The 16,903-nt window shown below is 76.0% G+C and carries 18 protein-coding genes; 8 read left to right on the top strand and 10 right to left on the bottom strand.

All coding sequences use genetic code 11. The features are described 5' to 3' along the window. Window positions 1-924, top strand: a 924-nt coding sequence (locus tag AB0E96_RS04195; RefSeq protein ID WP_359818204.1) for an alpha/beta hydrolase, incomplete at its 5' end; no start/stop codon positions are given. Here AB0E96_RS04195 and AB0E96_RS04190 read toward each other — a convergent pair. Next, complete coding sequence (locus AB0E96_RS04190; protein ID WP_359818202.1) at window positions 879-1,928, bottom strand: alpha/beta hydrolase; 1,050 nt, start codon at window positions 1,926-1,928, stop codon at window positions 879-881. The genes AB0E96_RS04195 and AB0E96_RS04190 overlap by 46 nt on opposite strands. A gap of 197 nt (window positions 1,929-2,125) precedes the next feature. Between AB0E96_RS04190 and AB0E96_RS04185 the strand changes: the two genes are divergently transcribed. Continuing rightward, the gene (locus AB0E96_RS04185; protein WP_359818200.1) at window positions 2,126-2,755 is read left to right on the top strand and encodes an XRE family transcriptional regulator; all 630 of its coding nucleotides are present in this window, start codon (window positions 2,126-2,128) and stop codon (window positions 2,753-2,755) included. 94 nt (window positions 2,756-2,849) lie between these two features. On the opposite strand, the gene AB0E96_RS04180 is transcribed toward AB0E96_RS04185, so the two are convergent. Continuing rightward, window positions 2,850-3,242 carry a RidA family protein gene (locus tag AB0E96_RS04180; RefSeq protein WP_359818197.1) on the bottom strand — a complete coding sequence of 131 codons (393 nt, stop codon included), beginning with the start codon at window positions 3,240-3,242 and terminating at the stop codon, window positions 2,850-2,852. A 216-nt stretch (window positions 3,243-3,458) separates the two neighbouring features. On the opposite strand from AB0E96_RS04180, the gene AB0E96_RS04175 reads away from it, so the two are divergent. Continuing rightward, window positions 3,459-4,862, top strand: a complete 1,404-nt coding sequence (locus AB0E96_RS04175) for a pyridoxal phosphate-dependent aminotransferase (RefSeq protein WP_359818195.1) — start codon at window positions 3,459-3,461, stop codon at window positions 4,860-4,862. A gap of 63 nt (window positions 4,863-4,925) precedes the next feature. On the opposite strand, the gene AB0E96_RS04170 is transcribed toward AB0E96_RS04175, so the two are convergent. Next, window positions 4,926-5,342 carry a VOC family protein gene (locus AB0E96_RS04170; protein ID WP_359818193.1) on the bottom strand — a complete coding sequence of 139 codons (417 nt, stop codon included), beginning with the start codon at window positions 5,340-5,342 and terminating at the stop codon, window positions 4,926-4,928. Window positions 5,343-5,347: 5 nt separating this feature from the next. Next, window positions 5,348-5,812 (bottom strand): helix-turn-helix transcriptional regulator, encoded by a 465-nt coding sequence (locus AB0E96_RS04165; RefSeq protein ID WP_359818211.1) that lies wholly within the window; start codon window positions 5,810-5,812, stop codon window positions 5,348-5,350. A gap of 213 nt (window positions 5,813-6,025) precedes the next feature. Here AB0E96_RS04165 and AB0E96_RS04160 point away from each other — a divergent pair, with 213 nt between their 5' ends. From AB0E96_RS04160 to AB0E96_RS04150, 3 genes are all read left to right on the top strand, one after another. Then, a complete protein-coding gene (locus tag AB0E96_RS04160) occupies window positions 6,026-7,231 on the top strand; it encodes a PP2C family protein-serine/threonine phosphatase (RefSeq protein ID WP_359818190.1) in 1,206 nt (401 codons plus the stop codon). 216 nt (window positions 7,232-7,447) lie between these two features. Beyond that, window positions 7,448-8,026, top strand: coding sequence for a carbonic anhydrase (locus AB0E96_RS04155; RefSeq protein ID WP_359818209.1), 579 nt, complete (start codon window positions 7,448-7,450; stop codon window positions 8,024-8,026). A 221-nt stretch (window positions 8,027-8,247) separates the two neighbouring features. After that, a complete protein-coding gene (locus AB0E96_RS04150; protein WP_359818188.1) occupies window positions 8,248-8,880 on the top strand; it encodes a flavin reductase family protein in 633 nt (210 codons plus the stop codon). A gap of 151 nt (window positions 8,881-9,031) precedes the next feature. On the opposite strand, the gene AB0E96_RS04145 is transcribed toward AB0E96_RS04150, so the two are convergent. Beyond that, entirely contained in the window at window positions 9,032-9,622 is a 591-nt protein-coding gene (locus tag AB0E96_RS04145; RefSeq protein WP_359818186.1) for a hypothetical protein, read from the bottom strand. A 556-nt stretch (window positions 9,623-10,178) separates the two neighbouring features. After that, window positions 10,179-11,132 carry a winged helix-turn-helix domain-containing protein gene (locus tag AB0E96_RS04140; protein ID WP_359818184.1) on the bottom strand — a complete coding sequence of 318 codons (954 nt, stop codon included), beginning with the start codon at window positions 11,130-11,132 and terminating at the stop codon, window positions 10,179-10,181. A 349-nt stretch (window positions 11,133-11,481) separates the two neighbouring features. Here AB0E96_RS04140 and AB0E96_RS04135 point away from each other — a divergent pair, with 349 nt between their 5' ends. Together AB0E96_RS04135 and AB0E96_RS04130 are read left to right on the top strand one after the other, a co-directional pair. Beyond that, window positions 11,482-12,528 carry an alpha/beta hydrolase gene (locus AB0E96_RS04135; protein WP_359818182.1) on the top strand — a complete coding sequence of 349 codons (1,047 nt, stop codon included), beginning with the start codon at window positions 11,482-11,484 and terminating at the stop codon, window positions 12,526-12,528. 153 nt (window positions 12,529-12,681) lie between these two features. Continuing rightward, complete coding sequence (locus AB0E96_RS04130) at window positions 12,682-13,701, top strand: questin oxidase family protein (protein WP_359818179.1); 1,020 nt, start codon at window positions 12,682-12,684, stop codon at window positions 13,699-13,701. Between the two features lie 79 nt (window positions 13,702-13,780). Here the strand turns inward: AB0E96_RS04130 and AB0E96_RS04125 are convergent, their stop codons facing one another. The 4 genes from AB0E96_RS04125 to AB0E96_RS04110 are packed head-to-tail and all read right to left on the bottom strand — an operon-like array spanning window position 13,781 to window position 16,898. Beyond that, entirely contained in the window at window positions 13,781-14,254 is a 474-nt protein-coding gene (locus AB0E96_RS04125) for a hypothetical protein (RefSeq protein WP_359818177.1), read from the bottom strand. A gap of 36 nt (window positions 14,255-14,290) precedes the next feature. Continuing rightward, complete coding sequence (locus AB0E96_RS04120) at window positions 14,291-14,800, bottom strand: lasso peptide biosynthesis B2 protein (protein WP_359818174.1); 510 nt, start codon at window positions 14,798-14,800, stop codon at window positions 14,291-14,293. Continuing rightward, window positions 14,797-15,054, bottom strand: a complete 258-nt coding sequence (locus AB0E96_RS04115; RefSeq protein WP_359818172.1) for a lasso peptide biosynthesis PqqD family chaperone — start codon at window positions 15,052-15,054, stop codon at window positions 14,797-14,799. Before AB0E96_RS04115 ends, AB0E96_RS04120 begins: the two co-directional genes overlap by 4 nt. After that, entirely contained in the window at window positions 15,039-16,898 is a 1,860-nt protein-coding gene (locus AB0E96_RS04110) for an asparagine synthase-related protein (protein ID WP_359818169.1), read from the bottom strand. Before AB0E96_RS04110 ends, AB0E96_RS04115 begins: the two co-directional genes overlap by 16 nt. Between the last annotated feature and the right edge of the window lie 5 nt (window positions 16,899-16,903).

Below are 16,903 nucleotides of genomic sequence, written 5' to 3'. Positions count from 1 at the left end.
CGGGACGTCGACGTGCTGCGCGCGGCGCTCGGCGAGCAGCGCACCTCCTTCTTCGGGCAGTCCTACGGCGGGCTGCTGGGCGCGGTGTACGCGCAGCTGTTCCCGCGGCGCGTCGACCGGCTGGTGCTGGACAGCGCCCTGGACCCGGCCCGGTACGGCATCGGGGCGTTCCAGGACATGGCGGGCGCCAACGAGCGTGCCCTGGACGGCTTCGCCGCGTGGGCCGCGCCGCGGGACGCCGCCGTCCACCTGGGCGCCACCCCGGCGGCAGTGCGGGCCACCGTCGAGGACCTGGTGCACCGGGCCGAGGCCGCGCCGATCGCCGTCGACGGGTTCCGGCTCGACGGCGCGATGCTGCCGGTGCTGCTCGCCCTGCTCCAGAGCGACGACCGCGACAACGCCCTCTACGCCGACGTGCTGCGGCAGTTGCTGGACGCCGCCGACGGCGGGCCCGTCCAGGCCGGCCCCGTCCTGCACCAGCTGCTGACCCTGCTCCTCACCCCCAGTGCGGAGGCCGGCGCCGGCCTGTCCGCCACGCTCGGCATCCTGTGCGACGACGTGGCGATGCCGCGCACGGCCGCCTGGTACCGCGACGCCGTCGAGCGCTCCCGCGCCGCCGAGCCGGTCTTCGGCCCGGTCTACAACGGCCCCGTGCCGTGCGCCTCCTGGCGCGGCACCCCGCTGGAGGCCCCGGTCGAGGTCCGCAACGCCGTCCCCGCCCTGCAGCTCCACGCCACCGGCGACACCCACGCCCCGTACCAGGGCGCCCTGGCCCTGCACTCCCGCCTGACCGGCTCCCGCCTGGTCACCGTCCCGGGCCGCATCCACACCCTCACCCTCAACGGCTACGACGCGTGCGCCAACGGCGCCGTGGACGCCTACCTGTCGACGGGGGTGCTGCCGGCCTCCGACACCGTCTGCTGACGGTCCCGGCCCGCCGGCGGGCACACCCGCGCGAGCCAGGAGACCAGCAGGCGGTTGACCTCCCGGGGGCGTTCCTGCTGGACCCAGTGGCCGCAGCCGTCCAGCAGGTGGGAGGAGACCAGGGCGGGGAGCGTGGTCGGGAAGGCGGCGATGGCGTCGGCCAGCCAGGTCGTGGAGGCGTCCAGGGCTCCGCCGACGAACAGGGACGGCTGGGTGAGCGGGGCCCCTTCGAGGTCGGCGAGGTCCTCCCAGTCGCGGTCCATGTTCCGGTAGCGGTTGAGCGCCCCGGTCATGCCGGTGCGCTCGAACTCCCCGGCGCAGTGGTCGAGATCGTCCTCGGTGAGCCAGGAGGGCCGGCCGGCGGGGAAGCGGTCGCGCAGGGTGCCGCCCGCGCTGACGAAGTGCGGGTCCGGCTCCCCCGGGGCCGGCATGGTGTCGGCGGACAGGGCCGCGTAGAAGCCCGCCAGCCAGCCCCGGACGTCGGGCTCGATCTCGGCCTCGGCGCGGCCCGGCTCCTGGAAGTAGGAGACGTAGAACTCCTGCCCGCCGGCGCCCGGGCCCGCGCCCATCCGCGCGAAGACCTCGCTGGGGCGGGGGCCGCCCGGCGGGGTGTAGGGAACGCTCAGCAGGCCCACCGCGCGGAACACCTCGGGGTGGAGCAGGCCGGAGGCGGCCGCGATGTTCGCGCCCCAGTCGTGCCCGACGACCACCGCCGTCCGCTCGCCCAGGGCGCGCACCAGGGCGAGGTTGTCCTCGACGAGGGCGCGCATCCGGTACTCCGGCGTCGCGGACGGCTTGGAGGAGCGGCCGTAGCCGCGCACATCGAGGGCCACCGCCCGGTACCCGGCCGCCGCGAGCGCGGGCAGCTGGTGGCGCCAGGAGTACCAGGACTCGGGGAAGCCGTGGACGAGCAGGACCAGCGGCCCGGCCCCCTGCTCGACCAGGTGCAGCCGCCCGGCGGGGGCCTCGACGGTGCGGTGGCGCGGACGGCTCGACTCGGTCATGGGGACTCCTCGGGATCCGGTGGCCGCGGTGGCTGCGGCGGTGGCTGCGGCGGTGGAACCGATCATGCGGCCCGTCGGCCCGGGGATGCGAACAGCCTTGACGTTTTGGCAAACTCGCAGGACAGGGGCGGTGGGCGGAGGCCCCACCGAGGAAGGGCCCACCGAGGAAGGGCCCCGTCGAGAAGGGCGGAACCGCGATGACCGGGAACGGCACCACCACCGGCGGGCCGGCCGGGGACGACGTCGCCGACGTACTGGCGGCCGTGGGGCCCCGGCTGCGGGCCGCGCGCGTACGGCACGGACACACCCTCACCGAGGCGAGCCGCGCGGCCGGCGTCGCCCTCAGCACCCTGTCGCGGGTCGAGAACGGCCGGCGCAGGCCCACCCTGGACCTGCTGCTGCACCTGGCGAGGGCCTACGGCGTCTCGCTGGACGAACTCGCCGGCCTCGCGCCCGCCCCACCCCGCGAGGCGCCGCGGCCCGCGCCGCGGCGCCCGGCGGGCGGCAAGGCCGTGCTGCCGCTGACCCGGTACGTCGGCGGCCTGCACGCCCACAAGCACGTCCTGCCCGCCACCGAGACCCCGCCGTCGCGGCCCCGGCAGGTCTCGCACGAGGGGTACGAGTGGCTGTGCGTGCTCTCCGGCCGCCTGTGGCTGGCACTCGGCGACCGCGACCTCCTCCTCACCGCCGGGGAGGTCGCCGAGTTCGACACCCGCACCCCGCACGGGCTCGCCAACGCCGGACACGGCGGACCGGCCGAGTACCTGATCATGTTCGGACCGCAGGGCGAACGCCTGCGCCCCCGCACCGGGCCCCCGGCCCCCTGAGGCACCGACCGTACGGCCGGGGCCGGGCCACGGTCGGCGGCCCGCACCCTGACGCCCCCCCCCGGCCCCGGCCCGGCCCCGGCCCCGCCCCCGGTCAGCCGATCACCGCGTCCACCTCGACCTCCACCAGCCACCGCTCGTCGATGAAGCGCGACACCTCCACGAACGTGGTGGCCGGGCGGATCAGCGAGAACCGTTCCCCGTGGGCGCGCGCCGCCTCCCGCCACTGGCTCATGTCGGTGAGCATGACGCGGGTCCGCACGACGTCCGCGAGGACGGCGCCGGCTTCCCGCAGGGCGGCTTCGGCGATGTCCAGGCAGCGGACGGTCTGGGCGTGGACGTCGCCCTGGCCGACCGTCGTGCCGTCCTCGCCGATCGGGGCGGTGCCCGCGACCGCGACGTGGTTGCCCTTGCGCACGGCCCGGGAGAAGCCGATCCGCGGTTCGAGGGGCGAGCCGGAACTGACTGTCTGTCGAGTGCTCTCCATCGCCCCATCGTGCCCCACCGGCACACCCGTCACCCCGCACCGGCACACCCCGCCGCGCCGCGCCCACGCACCCGCCGCGCCGCGGGCACGCGCGGGTCGGGCCGGGCGCCCGGCCGCGTCCGCCACCCTCATCCGCGCGGGTCACCAGCGCAGGCCGAATCCGCGGCCGGAGGGGAGAAAGGAAGCCGACCGACTCCCCGTACGAAGGTATGGACAATGACCCAGAGCATCACCAGGCCCGACGCCGAGCAGCGGCAGGCCGACGCCGCGCTCGTCTCCAGCGTCGAACAGGCCCTGGCCATGGAACGCCTGCACCGGATCGCCGACCCCGAGGAACGCCTGGCCTACTACCAGGACACCGTCTCGGAGGACGTCTACAACCTCGGCATCGCGAACAACGTGCTCCTGTTCGACCTGCTGGACGAGAACGTCTTCTCCCGGATCGAACTGCGGGAGAAGGACGCCAAGTACGCGTCGCCGCCCTACGGCGCGCAGAGCCTGCTCGACGTGGTCACCGCGTTCCTGCGCCCCCGGTTCTCGGCCGGCATCGACCCGAAGTTCGACGTGTACGCGACCGCCGGCGGCTCGGGCGCCCTGGAATGCCTGGCCTTCGGGCTGATCCACGGCGGGGTGCTCAAGCCCGGGGACCGCGTCATGCTGCCGGCCCCGTTCTGGCCCGGCTTCCTGTGGTGCTTCCAGCAGCGGCCCGGACTGCAGTGCGTGCCCGTGCGTCTCGACGGGGCGGACCACCTCACCCTGACCGTCGACGCCCTCCAGCACGCGTACGACGCCGCCTCCGAGCCCAAGCCCAAGCTCCTCGTCCTGACCAACCCGCACAACCCGCTGGGCGTCAACTACAGCGAGGAGCTGCTCGACGACGTCTGCCGATGGGCACTGGACAAACAGATGCACATCGTCTCCGACGAGATCTACTCCTACTCCCAGAGCACCGGCACGGACGGCTTCCACAGCGTCCTGTCGACCCGGGCCTACGCCACCGACCCCGACCGCATCCACCTCGTGTACGGGCTGACCAAGGACTTCGGACTGTCCGGCTTCCGGATCGGCTTCCTCGTCTCCAAGTCGAACGACGTGCGCCGGGTCATGCAGGGCGACGAGACGCTCAAGTCGCTGACCTGGTTCGGCCCGCTCGACTCCCTCAAGAGCGCCTACGTGCGCAAGCTGTTCCTCACCGACGACGGCAAGCCGAGCGACTTCCCGAAGACCCTCATGGCCGACTACGCCGGACGCCTGGAGACGGCCTTCGACCGGACCGCGGCGAAGCTCGGGGAGCACGGCATCCGGTACGTGGGCGACGACGGGAAGCCCGGGGACCGCAACGCCGCCCAGTTCTTCCTGCTCGACCTGAGCGCCCACCTCGACAAGGCGTTCCCCCCGGACCTGGTGCCGATCAACCACGAGATCGACCAGCGCGAGGCCCTCCTGGGGGCGTACCTGCTGAAGGACGCGAAGGTCAGCCTCCTGCCCGGCGGGGAGATGCACTGCCCCAGGCCCGGCTACTTCCGGATGTGCTACACCGCCGACACCACCGACCGGGTCGAGAAGGCCGTAGACGCCATGGCCGCCTCGCTCGCGAAGCTCAAGCCCGCCAAGGCCTGACGCCCCGCACGGCCCTGGCACCGCACGGCCCTGGCACCGTACGGCCCTGAAGCCGCCGGGCCGCTACCGGGTGCGCGGCTGGTTGAAGCGCAGCATGTTGCCCGACGGGTCCCGGAAGGCGCAGTCGCGCACCCCGTAGGGCTGGTCCATCGGCTCCTGGAGGACCTCCGCGCCGGCCGCCCGCAGCCGCTCGAAGGTGGCGTCGCAGTCGTCGGTGCGGAAGATGACGCCGCGCAGCAGGCCCTTGGCCAGCAGTTCGGCGGCGGCCCGGCGGTCGGCCTCGGCGGCGTGCGGGTCGGCCAGCGGGGGCTCCAGGACGATCTCCACGCCGGGCTGGTCGGGCGAGCCGACGGTCACCCAGCGCATGCCCTCGAAGCCGACGTCGTTGCGCACCTCGAAGCCGAGGACGTCGCGGTAGAAGGCGAGCGCCCGGTCGTGGTCGTCGACGGCGATGAAGCACTGTGCGAGTTCGATGCTCATGGGCGTCACGCTACGGGAGCGCCGGGGCCGCCGTCCCCCCGGGCGGCGGGCCCGGCGCCCGGGGTGCCGCGGGTCTCGGTGCGCCGCACCGGGCGGGTGCGGATCTTGGCGATGCAGGCCGGGATCGCCGCGCCCGGCTCGTGGTCGCGGGCCCGGTAGGCGCTGGGGCTCTCGCCGACCAGCTCGGTGAAACGGGTGCTGAAGGAGCCCAGCGAGGTACAGCCCACCGCCATGCACACCTCGGTCACGCTCAGGTCCCCGCGCCGCAGCAGCGCCTTGGCCCGCTCGATCCGGCGGGTCATGAGGTAGCTGTACGGGGTCTCGCCGTAGGCGGCGCGGAAGCTGCGCGAGAAGTGGCCGGAGGACATCAGCGCGGTGCGGGCCAGCGCCGGCACGTCCAGCGGCTGCGCGTACTCGCGGTCCATCCGGTCCCGGGCCCGGCGCAGCCGCACGAGGTCGTCGAGCGGCACCCGGTTCGCGGGAGCCGAGCCGGCGGACGAAGACGGGGACGAGGACGGGGACGGGGAGGACACACCGGCCACCGTACCGACTCCCGCCGACAGCCGGCGCGCGCCGTCCGGGGTCCCCCGCCCGGCGCAGTCCGCTCGCGCCCGGCCCGCCGCACCGACCACCCTGGAGGGACGGCCGGACGGCGGAGAGACGGCGGAGAGGGCGACACCGGGGTGCACGGCGACGACCAGCGACCCACCGGCCCGCGCGCCCCCGGCAACCGGACGGTGGCGCTCGCCGTGCTGGCCGCCACCGCCGCCGTGCTGCTCGTCCAGGCCGCCACCGGCACCAACTCGCGCCTGGTCCTGCAGCTGGTGCTGCTGCCCGCGCTGCTGGCCGGCCTGGGCACCGTCGCCCAGACGGTGGCCGCCGCGGTGTGGGTGACCGCCGTGATCGTCGTCCACTCGCTGCTGTTCCCGCCCGGCGACCTGACGGCCCGCCTCGGCACCCTGCTGCTCGTGGTGGTCGCCCAGGCCGTCGTGATCGGCCTGTGCACCCGGCGGGTGCGGCGCGAGACGCAGCTGTCCCGGATGCGGCAGAGCGCCGTCGCCCTCCAGCGCCAGCTGCTGCGCCCGCTGCCCGTCACCACCCCGGACCTGCGCCTGGACGGGCTGTACCGGCCGGTGGAGCAGGACGCCATGGTCGGCGGCGACCTGTACGACGTCGCCGACACCCCGCACGGCACCCGGGTGCTGGTCGGCGACGTCCAGGGCAAGGGCCTGCCCGCGATCGGGACGGGCTTCGCGGTGCTGAGCGCCTTCCGGGAGGCGGCCTTCCGCGAGGCACGGCTGCCCGACGTCGCCGACGCCCTGGAGGCGGCGGTGGAGCGGCACAACGCCTACGCGGTGCAGAGCGGCGAGCAGGAACGGTTCGTCACCGCCACGGTGCTGTGCGTCGGCGGGGCGGACCCCGAGGCGGGCCCCGAGGCGGACGCGGGCCCCGCCCCGGGCCCTTCTGCGGGCCCCGGGGCGGACACGGCCGGAGGCGCGGGCGGGAGCGGGGGCGCCACCGAGGTACGGGCCGTCAACTGCGGCCACCTCTCCCCCTACCTGCTGCACCCCGACGGCCGCGTGGAGCCCGTCACCCTGGACGCCGGCATCCCGCTCGGCCTCGCCGCCCTGGCCGGCACCGGCGAACCGCGCCCCGTACGGCGCTTCGCGCTGCCCGGCGACGGGGTGCTGGTCCTGCTCACCGACGGCATCACCGAGGCCCAGGACGCCTCCGGCGCCTTCTACCCCGTCGAACAGGGCCTGGCCGACCTCGCCGCCGTCCCCGCCGACGCCCTGCCCGAGGCCCTCGACCGGCGGGCCCGCCGTTGGAGCGGCGGGCGCAGCCGCGACGACGTCACCGTCCTCGCCCTGCGCCGCCCCGCCCCGTAGGCCCCAGGCCGTCCGCGGGGACCATCGGGCCGTCCATGGGGCCGTCCGGCCCTTGACCCCCGGCTGCGGGTTCCACCTGCGGCGATCTAGGGTGCTGGCATGATCCCCACACCGATATCCGGTTCCGAGCCCGACCCGACCGACGGCCTGACGGGCGACCTGACCGACGGTCCGACGGACGACTTCCTGACCGACCCCGTCCAGGCCCTGCGGGTGATGATGGAGGGCAACGCCCGGTTCGTCGCGGGCAACCCCGAACACCCCAACCAGGACGCCGGGCGCCGCACGGCGCTCGCCCCGGCCCAGCGGCCCTTCGCGGTGCTGTTCGGCTGCTCGGACTCCCGGCTGGCCGCCGAGATCATCTTCGACCAGGGCCTGGGCGACCTGTTCGTGGTGCGCACCGCCGGCCACGTCACCGGGGCCGAGGCGCTGGGCAGCATCGAGTACGGGGTGAGCGTGCTGGACTGCCCGCTGGTCGTCGTCCTCGGGCACGACTCCTGCGGTGCGGTGGCGGCCGCGCTGGACTCCCTGGAGGAGGGCCGGCTGCCGGGCGGCTTCGTGCGGGACGTGGTGGAGCGGGTCACCCCGAGCGTGCTGTCCGCCAAGGCCGCGGGCATCGAGGACCGGGACGGCATCGTCGACGAGCACATCCGCCAGACCGTGGACCTGCTGGTGGAGCGCTCGCAGGCGCTGGCCGCGCGGATCGCCGAGGGGAAGGTGGCCGTGGTCGGCCTGTCCTACCGGCTGCTCGACGGCCGGGCCCGGCTGGTCGCCTCCCGCGGGCCGGTGGGCTGACGGGCGGCGCGCGGTAGCGGGGCGGCCGTCCTCGGGGCTCTTCGGGGCTCTTCGGGGCTCTTCGGTGCCGTACGGGAACGTACGGGAACGTACGGAACGCGATGTCCGATCACCGCCAGCGCCCCCGGGCGGGCGGGGGCAGAGTCGGTGACCGACGGCGACGCGGATCTCCCGCGTCGCCGGGTTCCGAGTTTCCCGAGTTTCCGAGGACGGCAGTTCCCGTGCACAAGGTCATCGATCTCAAGGTCCTGTACTTCGGTACCCCCGTGGTGCTGATCGGCTCCCGCAACGAGGACGGCAGCGCCAACCTGATGCCGATGTCCTCGGCGTGGTGGCTGGGGCAGTCGTGCGTGCTGGGCCTGGGCGACAGTTCCCAGACCGCCGCCAACCTGCGGCGCGAGGGCGAGTGCGTGCTCAACCTGCCGTCCTCCGCGCAGGTGGGCTCCGTGGACGCCCTCGCGCTGCTGACCGCCAACCCGCACATCGCCGAGTACCGGCAGAAGCAGGGCTACCGCCACGAGCGGCGCAAGTTCGCCGCCGCCGGCCTGACCGAGCTGCCCGGCGAGCTGGTGAAGGCGCCGCGCGCCGCCGAGTGCCCGGTGCAGCTGGAGTGCCGGGTGGAGTCGGCGACGGCACTGACGGGCGGCGGGCGCACCGCCTTCGAGGTGACGGTGGTGCGCGCCCACGTCGAGGAGAGCCTGCTGGTGCCCGGCAGCGACCACTACGTCGACCCGGTCGGCTGGGACCCGCTGATCATGAAGTTCTGCGAGTTCTTCGGCGACGGTCGGCGTCTGACGCCCTCCCGCCTCGCCGAGGGCTGGCAGATGCCCGGGCGGATGCCCGCCGCCGTGTGACGCGGCCTCGGCTCGGTCCCGCGCCCGCCGTTCCGGCTCCCGCTCCGGCTCCGGTTCCTGCTGGTGCTGGTGGCCCTGTCGTGTCCGCGGCCCGCCCGACCGCTCCGCTCACGGGGCGACGGTCGCGCCGCTCACCGCCGGGTGCCCCGGCTCACGGGGCGACGGTCGCGCCGCAGGAGTCGCACACCCGGGTCGCGGGCAGTTCGAGGAAGCAGTTCGGACAGATCGCCGGCGGGCGCGGCACGGCGGTGGCGGCGGCCTTGCGCTCCACCGAGGCGCGCAGGCGCGGGGCCAGGGCGGGTATGCCGCCGTCGGCGGGCAGGTCGGCGCCGAAGTGCCGGTAGCAGGCCAGCCGGGCGGCGGCCGCGTGCTGCTCGCGGTCCATCTCCGCGGCCACCGGTGGCTGTCCGGCCACCGCCAGCACCTCCTGGTAGCCGGGGCCGACCCTGCCGTCCGTGGCGTGCACCACCAGGGCCGTCAGCGGCGGGTCGCCGCGCCGGTGCGCCTCGCGGATCACCAGGGACAGCACCTTGCCGATCCAGTGCCGCTGGTTGATCCGGGTGCGCACCCCGGAGGCCTCCTGGACCGCCTCGGCCAGGTCCGCGTAGCTGATCACCGCGTGGTAGCGGCCCGCCACCTCCACCAGGGCCGGGTAGGCCGCCCTGGTCCACACGATGTGCGCCTGGCCGGCGCTCACCGCCGCGCCGTCCGACGCCCGCCAGTAGCTGTGCTGCTCCGTCATCCGCCCGCCCCTGTCCGTCTTGTCCGTGTCTGTCCTCCGCAGGCCCCCGCCGGGAGCGAGGCTACCCGGCCCCCGGACGCCACCTTCCGGCGGGGCCTCGCCTCGGGCCGGACTTGACTTCAAGTGCTGTTGAAGTCGTGGAATGGGTGCCGACCGCAGCCGTACGGGCATCGCGGTCGATGCCCCGCCCGTACGGCACCCGTACCGGGGCCGGGGCCGCCGCCTTCCTGATCGTGCCGACGGCGGCCCCGGCCCTCGTACACCCCCCCCCCGCACCCCTCCCGCTCACGCGTGAGCCGCCTGGCTCCCTGGGCTACCGTCCGGCCCTCGCGAATCTCGAAGGTCATTGCACTCCCCAGCTGGGGTGTTGCAACGATCCCCAGAACTCAAGTTCCCTGGCCGGGGGCCTTCGTGTTGGGCGGGCCTCAGCCACCGGAAACCCAGCTGCCCCTGCGGGCACCCGCCCCGGCGCCTCGGCAGGGCTTCCCCCACTTCACCGCCGCGAGGACGACGGTCGGCAATCCATCCCAGTCCCGGGACCGCATCTGACGCATCGTCAACTACCGACCAACAGATCCCCCAGTGCCGTCCGCCGGTGCAGCACCGCCTTGCCCGCCCGCACGGTGGTGATCAGCCCCGCGCCCCGCAGCGCCCCCGCGTGGGCGGAGACCGTGGCGGCGCTGACGCCCAGCCTGCGGGCCAGTTCGCTCGTGGTGTGCTCGCGCGCGAGCAGGTGCAGCAGCTCGCCGCGGGTCGCTCCGAGCACCGCGGCCAGGGCGCGTTCCCCGGAACGGCCGTCGGGGCGGGGCAGCAGCCCGGTCCCGGCCGGGTAGGTGAGGGCGACCGGGCGGCCGGGGGGTTCGGCGGGCAGCGCGGGGCCGTACCAGTGGAAGGTCGGCAGCAGGAGCAGCCCGCGCCCGGCCAGGCGGATCTCCCCGGGCGCGCCCGGCAGCTCCCACACCGCCTCCCGCAGGCGCGCGCCGGGCACCAGAGCGGCCAGCAGCGCCGCCGCGCCGTCCTGCGCCAACTGCACGGCCCGGCGGGCGAATTCGGCGCGGTGCAGGTCCCGCACCTGGTCCCAGACCGGGGCGAGCAGCGTCTCGTACGCCGCGTGCTGCGCCCGGTGGACCAGCCGCCGGGCCGGCGCGTCACCCCGGGCGAGGTCGCGCACCCAGGGCGGCGGGGCGCCCCGCACCGGCTCGTACGCGCGGCGCAGCTCGGTGCGGACGTACCCGGGCGGGGCGGTGCGGACCTGCTCCAGCGCCTCGGGCAGGCCGTCGGCGAAGACGTCGAGGAAGGCGGGCGCGCGGCCGGCCGGGACGAGGTCGGCCAGCGGGGCGGCGGACGGGGGCAGGGCGTGCAGGGCCCGGCGGCGCCAGGGGGCGTGCAGCGGGTCGGCGTCGGTGCGGCACATCGTGGCCAGCGCGGTGTTGAGCTCCTGGAGCGGCGCGGGGCGGGGGGCGAGGGTGATGCGGGTGAAGTCCTGCGGGGTGAAGTGGATCCGCAGCACGGTGCCTCCTCGCGGCCGGTGTCCATCCTTGAGCGCTGGGCCTCAAGGATGGCCCGGGGGCGGCCGCCCGGCCGAACCTGGCCGCATGAACCGCGACTTCGACGTCCGTCTCCCCCTGAGCCGGCGCGCCCTCATCAGGTCCGCGACGGCGGCACCCGCCGCGCTCCTGCTGCCGGCTCCCGCCGCGTCCTCGGCCCCGTCCCCGCCCCCGTCCCCGTCTTCGTCCTCGGCCCCGTCCCCGTCCCCGTCCCCGTCTTCGTCTTCGTCTTCGTCCTCCGTCCCGTCCCCGTCGGGCGTCGTCCTGGCCCTGCCCGCGCCGACCGGGCCGTACCCGGTGGGCTGCCGGTCCGTGTACCTGGTCGACTCCTCCCGGCCCGACCCGCTGACGCCGGAACTCCCGGTGCGGGAACTGATGGTGACGTTCCTCTACCCGGCCGCCGCCCACTCCCCCGCCGTGCCCGCACCGCAGCTGCCGCCCGGGGCGGCGGCCTGCTTCGGGCGGATCGCCCCACTCACCCCGCTGCGGCTGCCCGCCACGGGCGTGGACTGGGCCGCCACCCGCACCCACGCCCGTCCCGACGCCGCCCCCGCGTCCGGGGGCCGCCGGCCGGTGCTGGTGTACAGCCCCGGCGGCGGCGATCCGCGCGGCCTCGGGACCTGCCTGGGCGAGGAGTTGGCCTCCCACGGCGCGGTGGTGGTCCTGGTCGACCACCCGGGCGACGCGCTCGCGGTGGAGTTCCCGGGCACCACCGCCTTCCGCACCGAGCCCGTACGGGCCACCGTCCTGCGCGGTGACCCCCGCGACGAACCGGCGCTGTGGCGCACCGTGGTCGACACCCGGATCGCCGACCTGCGCTTCGTCGTCGACCGGCTCCACCACGCCGCCGAACTGCCGCTGCCACCCGGCCTGGCCGCCGCCCTCGACCTCGGCCGCCTCGGCCTGTACGGGCACTCGGCGGGGGCGAGCGCCGCCACCGAGGTGTTCCACGAGGACCGCCGCGTACGCGCCGCCGTCAACCTGGAGGGCTACCTCGACCACCCGCCCACCACCCCGGGCGCCGACCCGCAACCACTGCGGATCACCGCGGAGGGCACGGACCGCCCGCTCCTGCTGCTCGGCAGCGAACTCTTCCCCCACCGGGAGGAACTCGACCGCTCCTGGTCGGTCCTGGCCGCCCGCTCGCCCGGACGCGTCCGCCGCGCCCTCCTGCCCGCCACCAACCACTGGGCCTTCACCGACTACGCCGCGATGGTCCCCCGCCTCCAGCGGGCCGGCCTCCTGACCCCCGCCCACCGCACCACCCTCGTCGGCCCCCTCCCCGCCGCCACCACCGTCCCCCTCCTGCGCACCACCGTCCGCCGCTTCCTCACCCACCACACCCCCACCCGCACCTGACCCTCGGCGCCCCGTCCCGCGCCAGAAGTCGGCCCCGCCGACTTCCCGCGCGCCCCGCCGCGCACCACGGGCGTGGCACCAGGTCCTGGGACCGACCGGCCTACGTCCGCAGCCCGTTACGCCCGCCGTGCCCGCCCGCGTACCGTCCCCGTCATGGATGCCACAGGGACTTTGGACGAGGCGCTCGAGCGTCTGCACCGCTCGGGGCCCGAGCGGCTCGGGCGGCTCACCAACCACGCGCCGATGGCCGTCGAGGCCCTCGCGGCCCGTGGACGGGCGGGTGCGGTGCACCGTTGGCTCGACCTGTACGCCCGCAAGCTGGAGGAGTTCCCGTCCCGCGTCGAGCCGGTCACGGCCGCCGACTGGCGTTCGGCCCTCGGTGAACCGGGCCGGGTGGCCGACTGGATCGGCTTCTTCGAGCGCGAGGTCTCCGAACGTCCCTGGCGCGATGTGCTCGGCCGGTGGTGGCCCCGTCTTCTGCCCGGCCTGTACGGCGGCTCCACGCATCCGGTGATCCGGGTGGGTCACGCCGTCCGCACGCTGCTGTCCGGCGAGGTCACCGAGCCCCGGCTGTCCGAACTCGCCCACGGCCTGGGCTACTGGGCCGCGCGCCACCGGCCCGTCACGGGTCTCGCCCCGCCGGCCCGCACCGCCGGCGCCGACGGCGCCGCCGCCGCTCTCGACGCGGTGCCGCGCATCGCCGTCCAGGACGGCGGCTTCCCCGCCCGGCTCGACCGCGTCGAGGTGCTGCCGGTGTGGGCGGGCGCGGTGGTGGAGCCGGCCGAGGCGCACCGCCGCCTCACCGAGCTGGTGCGGGCGGCGACCCACCGGTACGCCACCCACGGCCACGGCGAGGAGACGATGCTCGTGCACGCCGCCACGGCTCCCAACGCCGTGCTGCGCGTGCTGCCCGCCCTCCCGCGCGACCTGTGGCCCTCCAGCCTCCGGTCCGCCTGGACGGCCTGCGCGGCGGTGACCGCGATGTACGCGCCGGCCGTGGCCGTCCCGTGCGCCGCGCCCGGTGGCCTCGCTCCCGAGGAGGTCTTCGAACTCGCCCTGTCGCACGGCGACGAGCACGTCATCAAGTTGACGGACACGGCCCTCGACGTCGGCGACGCGCCGGCCCTGGCGGCCGCTCTGCGCTCCATGGAGCTGACCCCTCCGATGGGATGACCGCAGCCCCGTCCGCGCGGGACGCCGTAGGAGGCTCCGGGCCCGGGCCCCGGGGGGTGTCCCGTGGCGGTGCCGCGGTTCACGTTCCCTCCCTGCCGTCGGCGAGACGGCGGCGCCACCACGGGTCGGGGCGCCGCTGCCGCCGGTCGGCGAAGGGATCCGGCGGGGTGCGCCGGAGGCAGGCCGCTTCCGGCACGGCCACGCGGCGTCCTGGCTCCTCGCGGGCGCGGGCGGGCAGTTCCCGCAGCAGCTGGTCGAGGACGTCCCGGGCGTGCCGCACGTCGTCGAAGGAGCATCCTCGGCACGAGCCGTGCGCGCCCTGCGGGTAGCGGGGGCGGCGTCCTGTCGGCAGGGTGAAGGCGCGGTGGCGGCGCGGGGCCCGGTCCGTGGCACCGGGGTGCACGCAGTAGTCGGTGGAGAGCTGTTCGACCCGGTGTGTCGCCGGGCCGGCGCGGGTCGAGAGCCGGGGGATGCGCGCCGGTGGCGGATCGTCCCAGGTGCGCGGCTCGTGTCGGTGGTCGGTGCGGAGCCCGGCCGGCCGTCTGCGCGGCATGGGCCTTTCGGGCGGCGGTCATGAGGGTCGTGACGATCATGAGGCCGGCTCGCCGGGGTGCCGGGAGCCCTTGGCCGTACGCGGGACGTCGGGCCCGCCGGCTTCCCGCGCGGGGGCGGGCCCGGCGGGGCGCTCCTGCGGGGGCACGGTGATCAGTGGGTGGTAGTGGGTGACTTCGGCGGGTTCGTCGACGGGGCGGCCCTCGGCCTCGATCCAGGCGTGGGCGCGGAAGGGCGCGGTGCGCACGCCGGTGCGCCAGGTGGGCCAGGTGCCGCGGGCGCGGCACAACAGGGCCGCGGCGATGGAGCGTTGGAGGCATCCCTGGCCGGCGCAGCGCATGCTGAGGGCGACGACGGCCTGCCGGGCGGCTTGGGCCTGGGGGCGGTCGGCGGGGCGGGCGCCGCGGCGCAGGGCGAGCATGACGCGGCGGATGCGGGCCGGGGGGAGCCGTTCGATCAGCCGGGCCGCGCCGATGGCGGCGAGTGCGGCGGGGCGGCGGTGCCAGGGCGGGCGGCCGGTTCGGGTGGCGTGGGCGTGCAGGCTCATCCGGTGACCAGTCCGGCGGTGCGCAGGTCCTCGTGCAGCCGTCGGGCGTCGGAGCGGGCCCGCTCGGCGGTGACCGGGTGGCGGCGGCCGAGGTCGGTGGCGATCTCGTCGGTGGTGCGGCCGTCCAGCAGGGCGCGCAGGATGAGCAGCCCGGTGCGGTTGAGCTGGTAGTAGCGGCCGGTGCGCTCGTGCAGGAGGACGGCGCCGTCCTCGGTGGCGGTGAGGGTCACGTCGGGGCTCAGTTCGGCGGCCATGCGCGCTCCTTGGGCGAGGGGGCGGCGGTCGGGTGGGCGGCGGCGGGGTGGGCGCGCAGCCAGTGCTCGCAGGCGAGGGTCGCGTCGAGGGCCGCGTAGGGGGTGCCGGGCGGGTAGAGCCCGAGGCAGGCGCGGCGCAGCGCGTCGGGGTCGACGAGTCCGGCGCGGGCCAGGGCGCTGTCCTCGATGAGCGCGGCGAGGGCGGGGCGGTGGCGGGCGAGTCCCTGGTGGGTGTCGGGAGTGAAGTCGCCTTTGCCGGTACGTCGCAGGAGCTCGGCGGGCATGTGGGGGGTGAGGGCCTCGGTGAGCAGCGGCTTGTAGGCGAAGGGTGTGCCGCGGGTGGCGGGGTCGGCGGCCAAGCAGGCGTCGAGGACCTGGTCGTCGAGGAAGGGCACGCTGTAGGGAACGCCGAAGTGGGCTGTGGTGTCGGCGAGTTGGCGCAGGGCGGAGGCGCTGTGCCGGACCATGTGGAGGGTCTGGTGCTGGGTGTGCCGTGGTGCGAGTGGCTCCGTTTCGTCGGCGAGGGCGGCGAGTTGTCGGCGCACGAGGTCGGCGGCGGTGGCGGTGGCCCAGGGCGGTAGGCGGGGTTCGGTTCCCCAGCCGAGGAGTTGGGTGGTGGGGGGCGGGTCGGGGTGGGTGAGGCGGTGGCTGGTGTGGGCGAGCCAGGCCGGGTAGGGGCGGGGGTCGGTGAGGGCGCGGAGGGCGTCGGGGAGTTTCCAGCGCAGGCGGGCGCGGTGGCCGCGCAGGTGGCGGGTGGCGGTGGCGGGGTGGTGCGGGAGGAGGGTGCGCAGGTAGGCGGGGAGGGCCTGGAGGACTTCGTCGCCGCCTTCGCCGCTGAGCCGGAGGCGGGCGCCTCGGGTGGCGAGGAGGCGGGTGACGGCTTCGTCGCGGGCCCGGGTGCGGGTCCAGGCGAACGGTTCGTCGCCCTGGGGGCCGGGGGTGTCGATGTCCGCGAACATGGCGGGGAGTTGCTCGGCGGGCAGGACGAGGCGGGTTCCGGGCAGGTGGCGGGCGGCCCGGTCGGCCCAGGCGGCGTCCTCGTGGTGGGGGTCGAGGGAGCCGAGGGTGACGGTGAGCAGGTCGGCGGGGCCGGTGGCGGCGAGGAAGCACAGGGGGGTGGAGTCGAGGCCGCCGGAGAGGTCGGCGGCGACGAGTCCGCCGACGCGGGTGCGGGCGGCGACGGCGCGGTGCAGGGCGTGGCCGAGGGCGGCGGCGGCTTCGGGGCGGGGCCGGGTGGGGGCCGGCGGGTGCCAGTGGGCACGGGTGCGGGCGGGGTGGCCGGGGGTGAGGACGGCGGTGTGGTGCGGTGGTACGGGGGTGATCCGGTGCCACAGCGGCAGGGTGTCGGCGGGGTGGGGCAGCGGGTGGGCCAGGCGCAGGGCGAGGCGTTCGACGGAGGGGGTGAGGCGGGCGGCGGCGGCGAGGGTGTCGGCGTGGTCGGCGAGGACGGGGATGCCGTGGATCTCGGCGTGGTGGAGGCGGCGCAGGGCGGACAGGGTGCCGCGGGCGGCGACGGTGCCGTGGACGGTGGCGATCAGGTGGAAGCTGCCGGCGAGGGTGTCGGCGAGGGCGAGGGCGTCGTACGGGTCGCGGACGCGTTCGGCGTGGCGGCGCAGGCGGTCGGTGTCGGTGTCGCTGGTGCCGATCACGGCGAGGGCGACCGGTCCGGCGCGGGCGGTGAGCACCTCGCCGTCGGGCCAGTGGCCGAGGATCCAGGGGCGCCCGCTCGGGTGGTGCAGGGCGCGGCGTTCGGCCGCGCCCTGCACCGGGGTCAACGCGGCCGCGGCGGGCCCGGTTTCGGTGTCCGGCAGGACCACGAACCGGGTCTGCCGGTGACCGCTCACGGCCC

This window comes from Kitasatospora sp. NPDC036755 (genome assembly GCF_040636595.1).
In the GTDB taxonomy this organism is placed as follows: domain Bacteria; phylum Actinomycetota; class Actinomycetes; order Streptomycetales; family Streptomycetaceae; genus Kitasatospora.
This window is presented reverse-complemented; position numbering and strand designations above follow the sequence as displayed.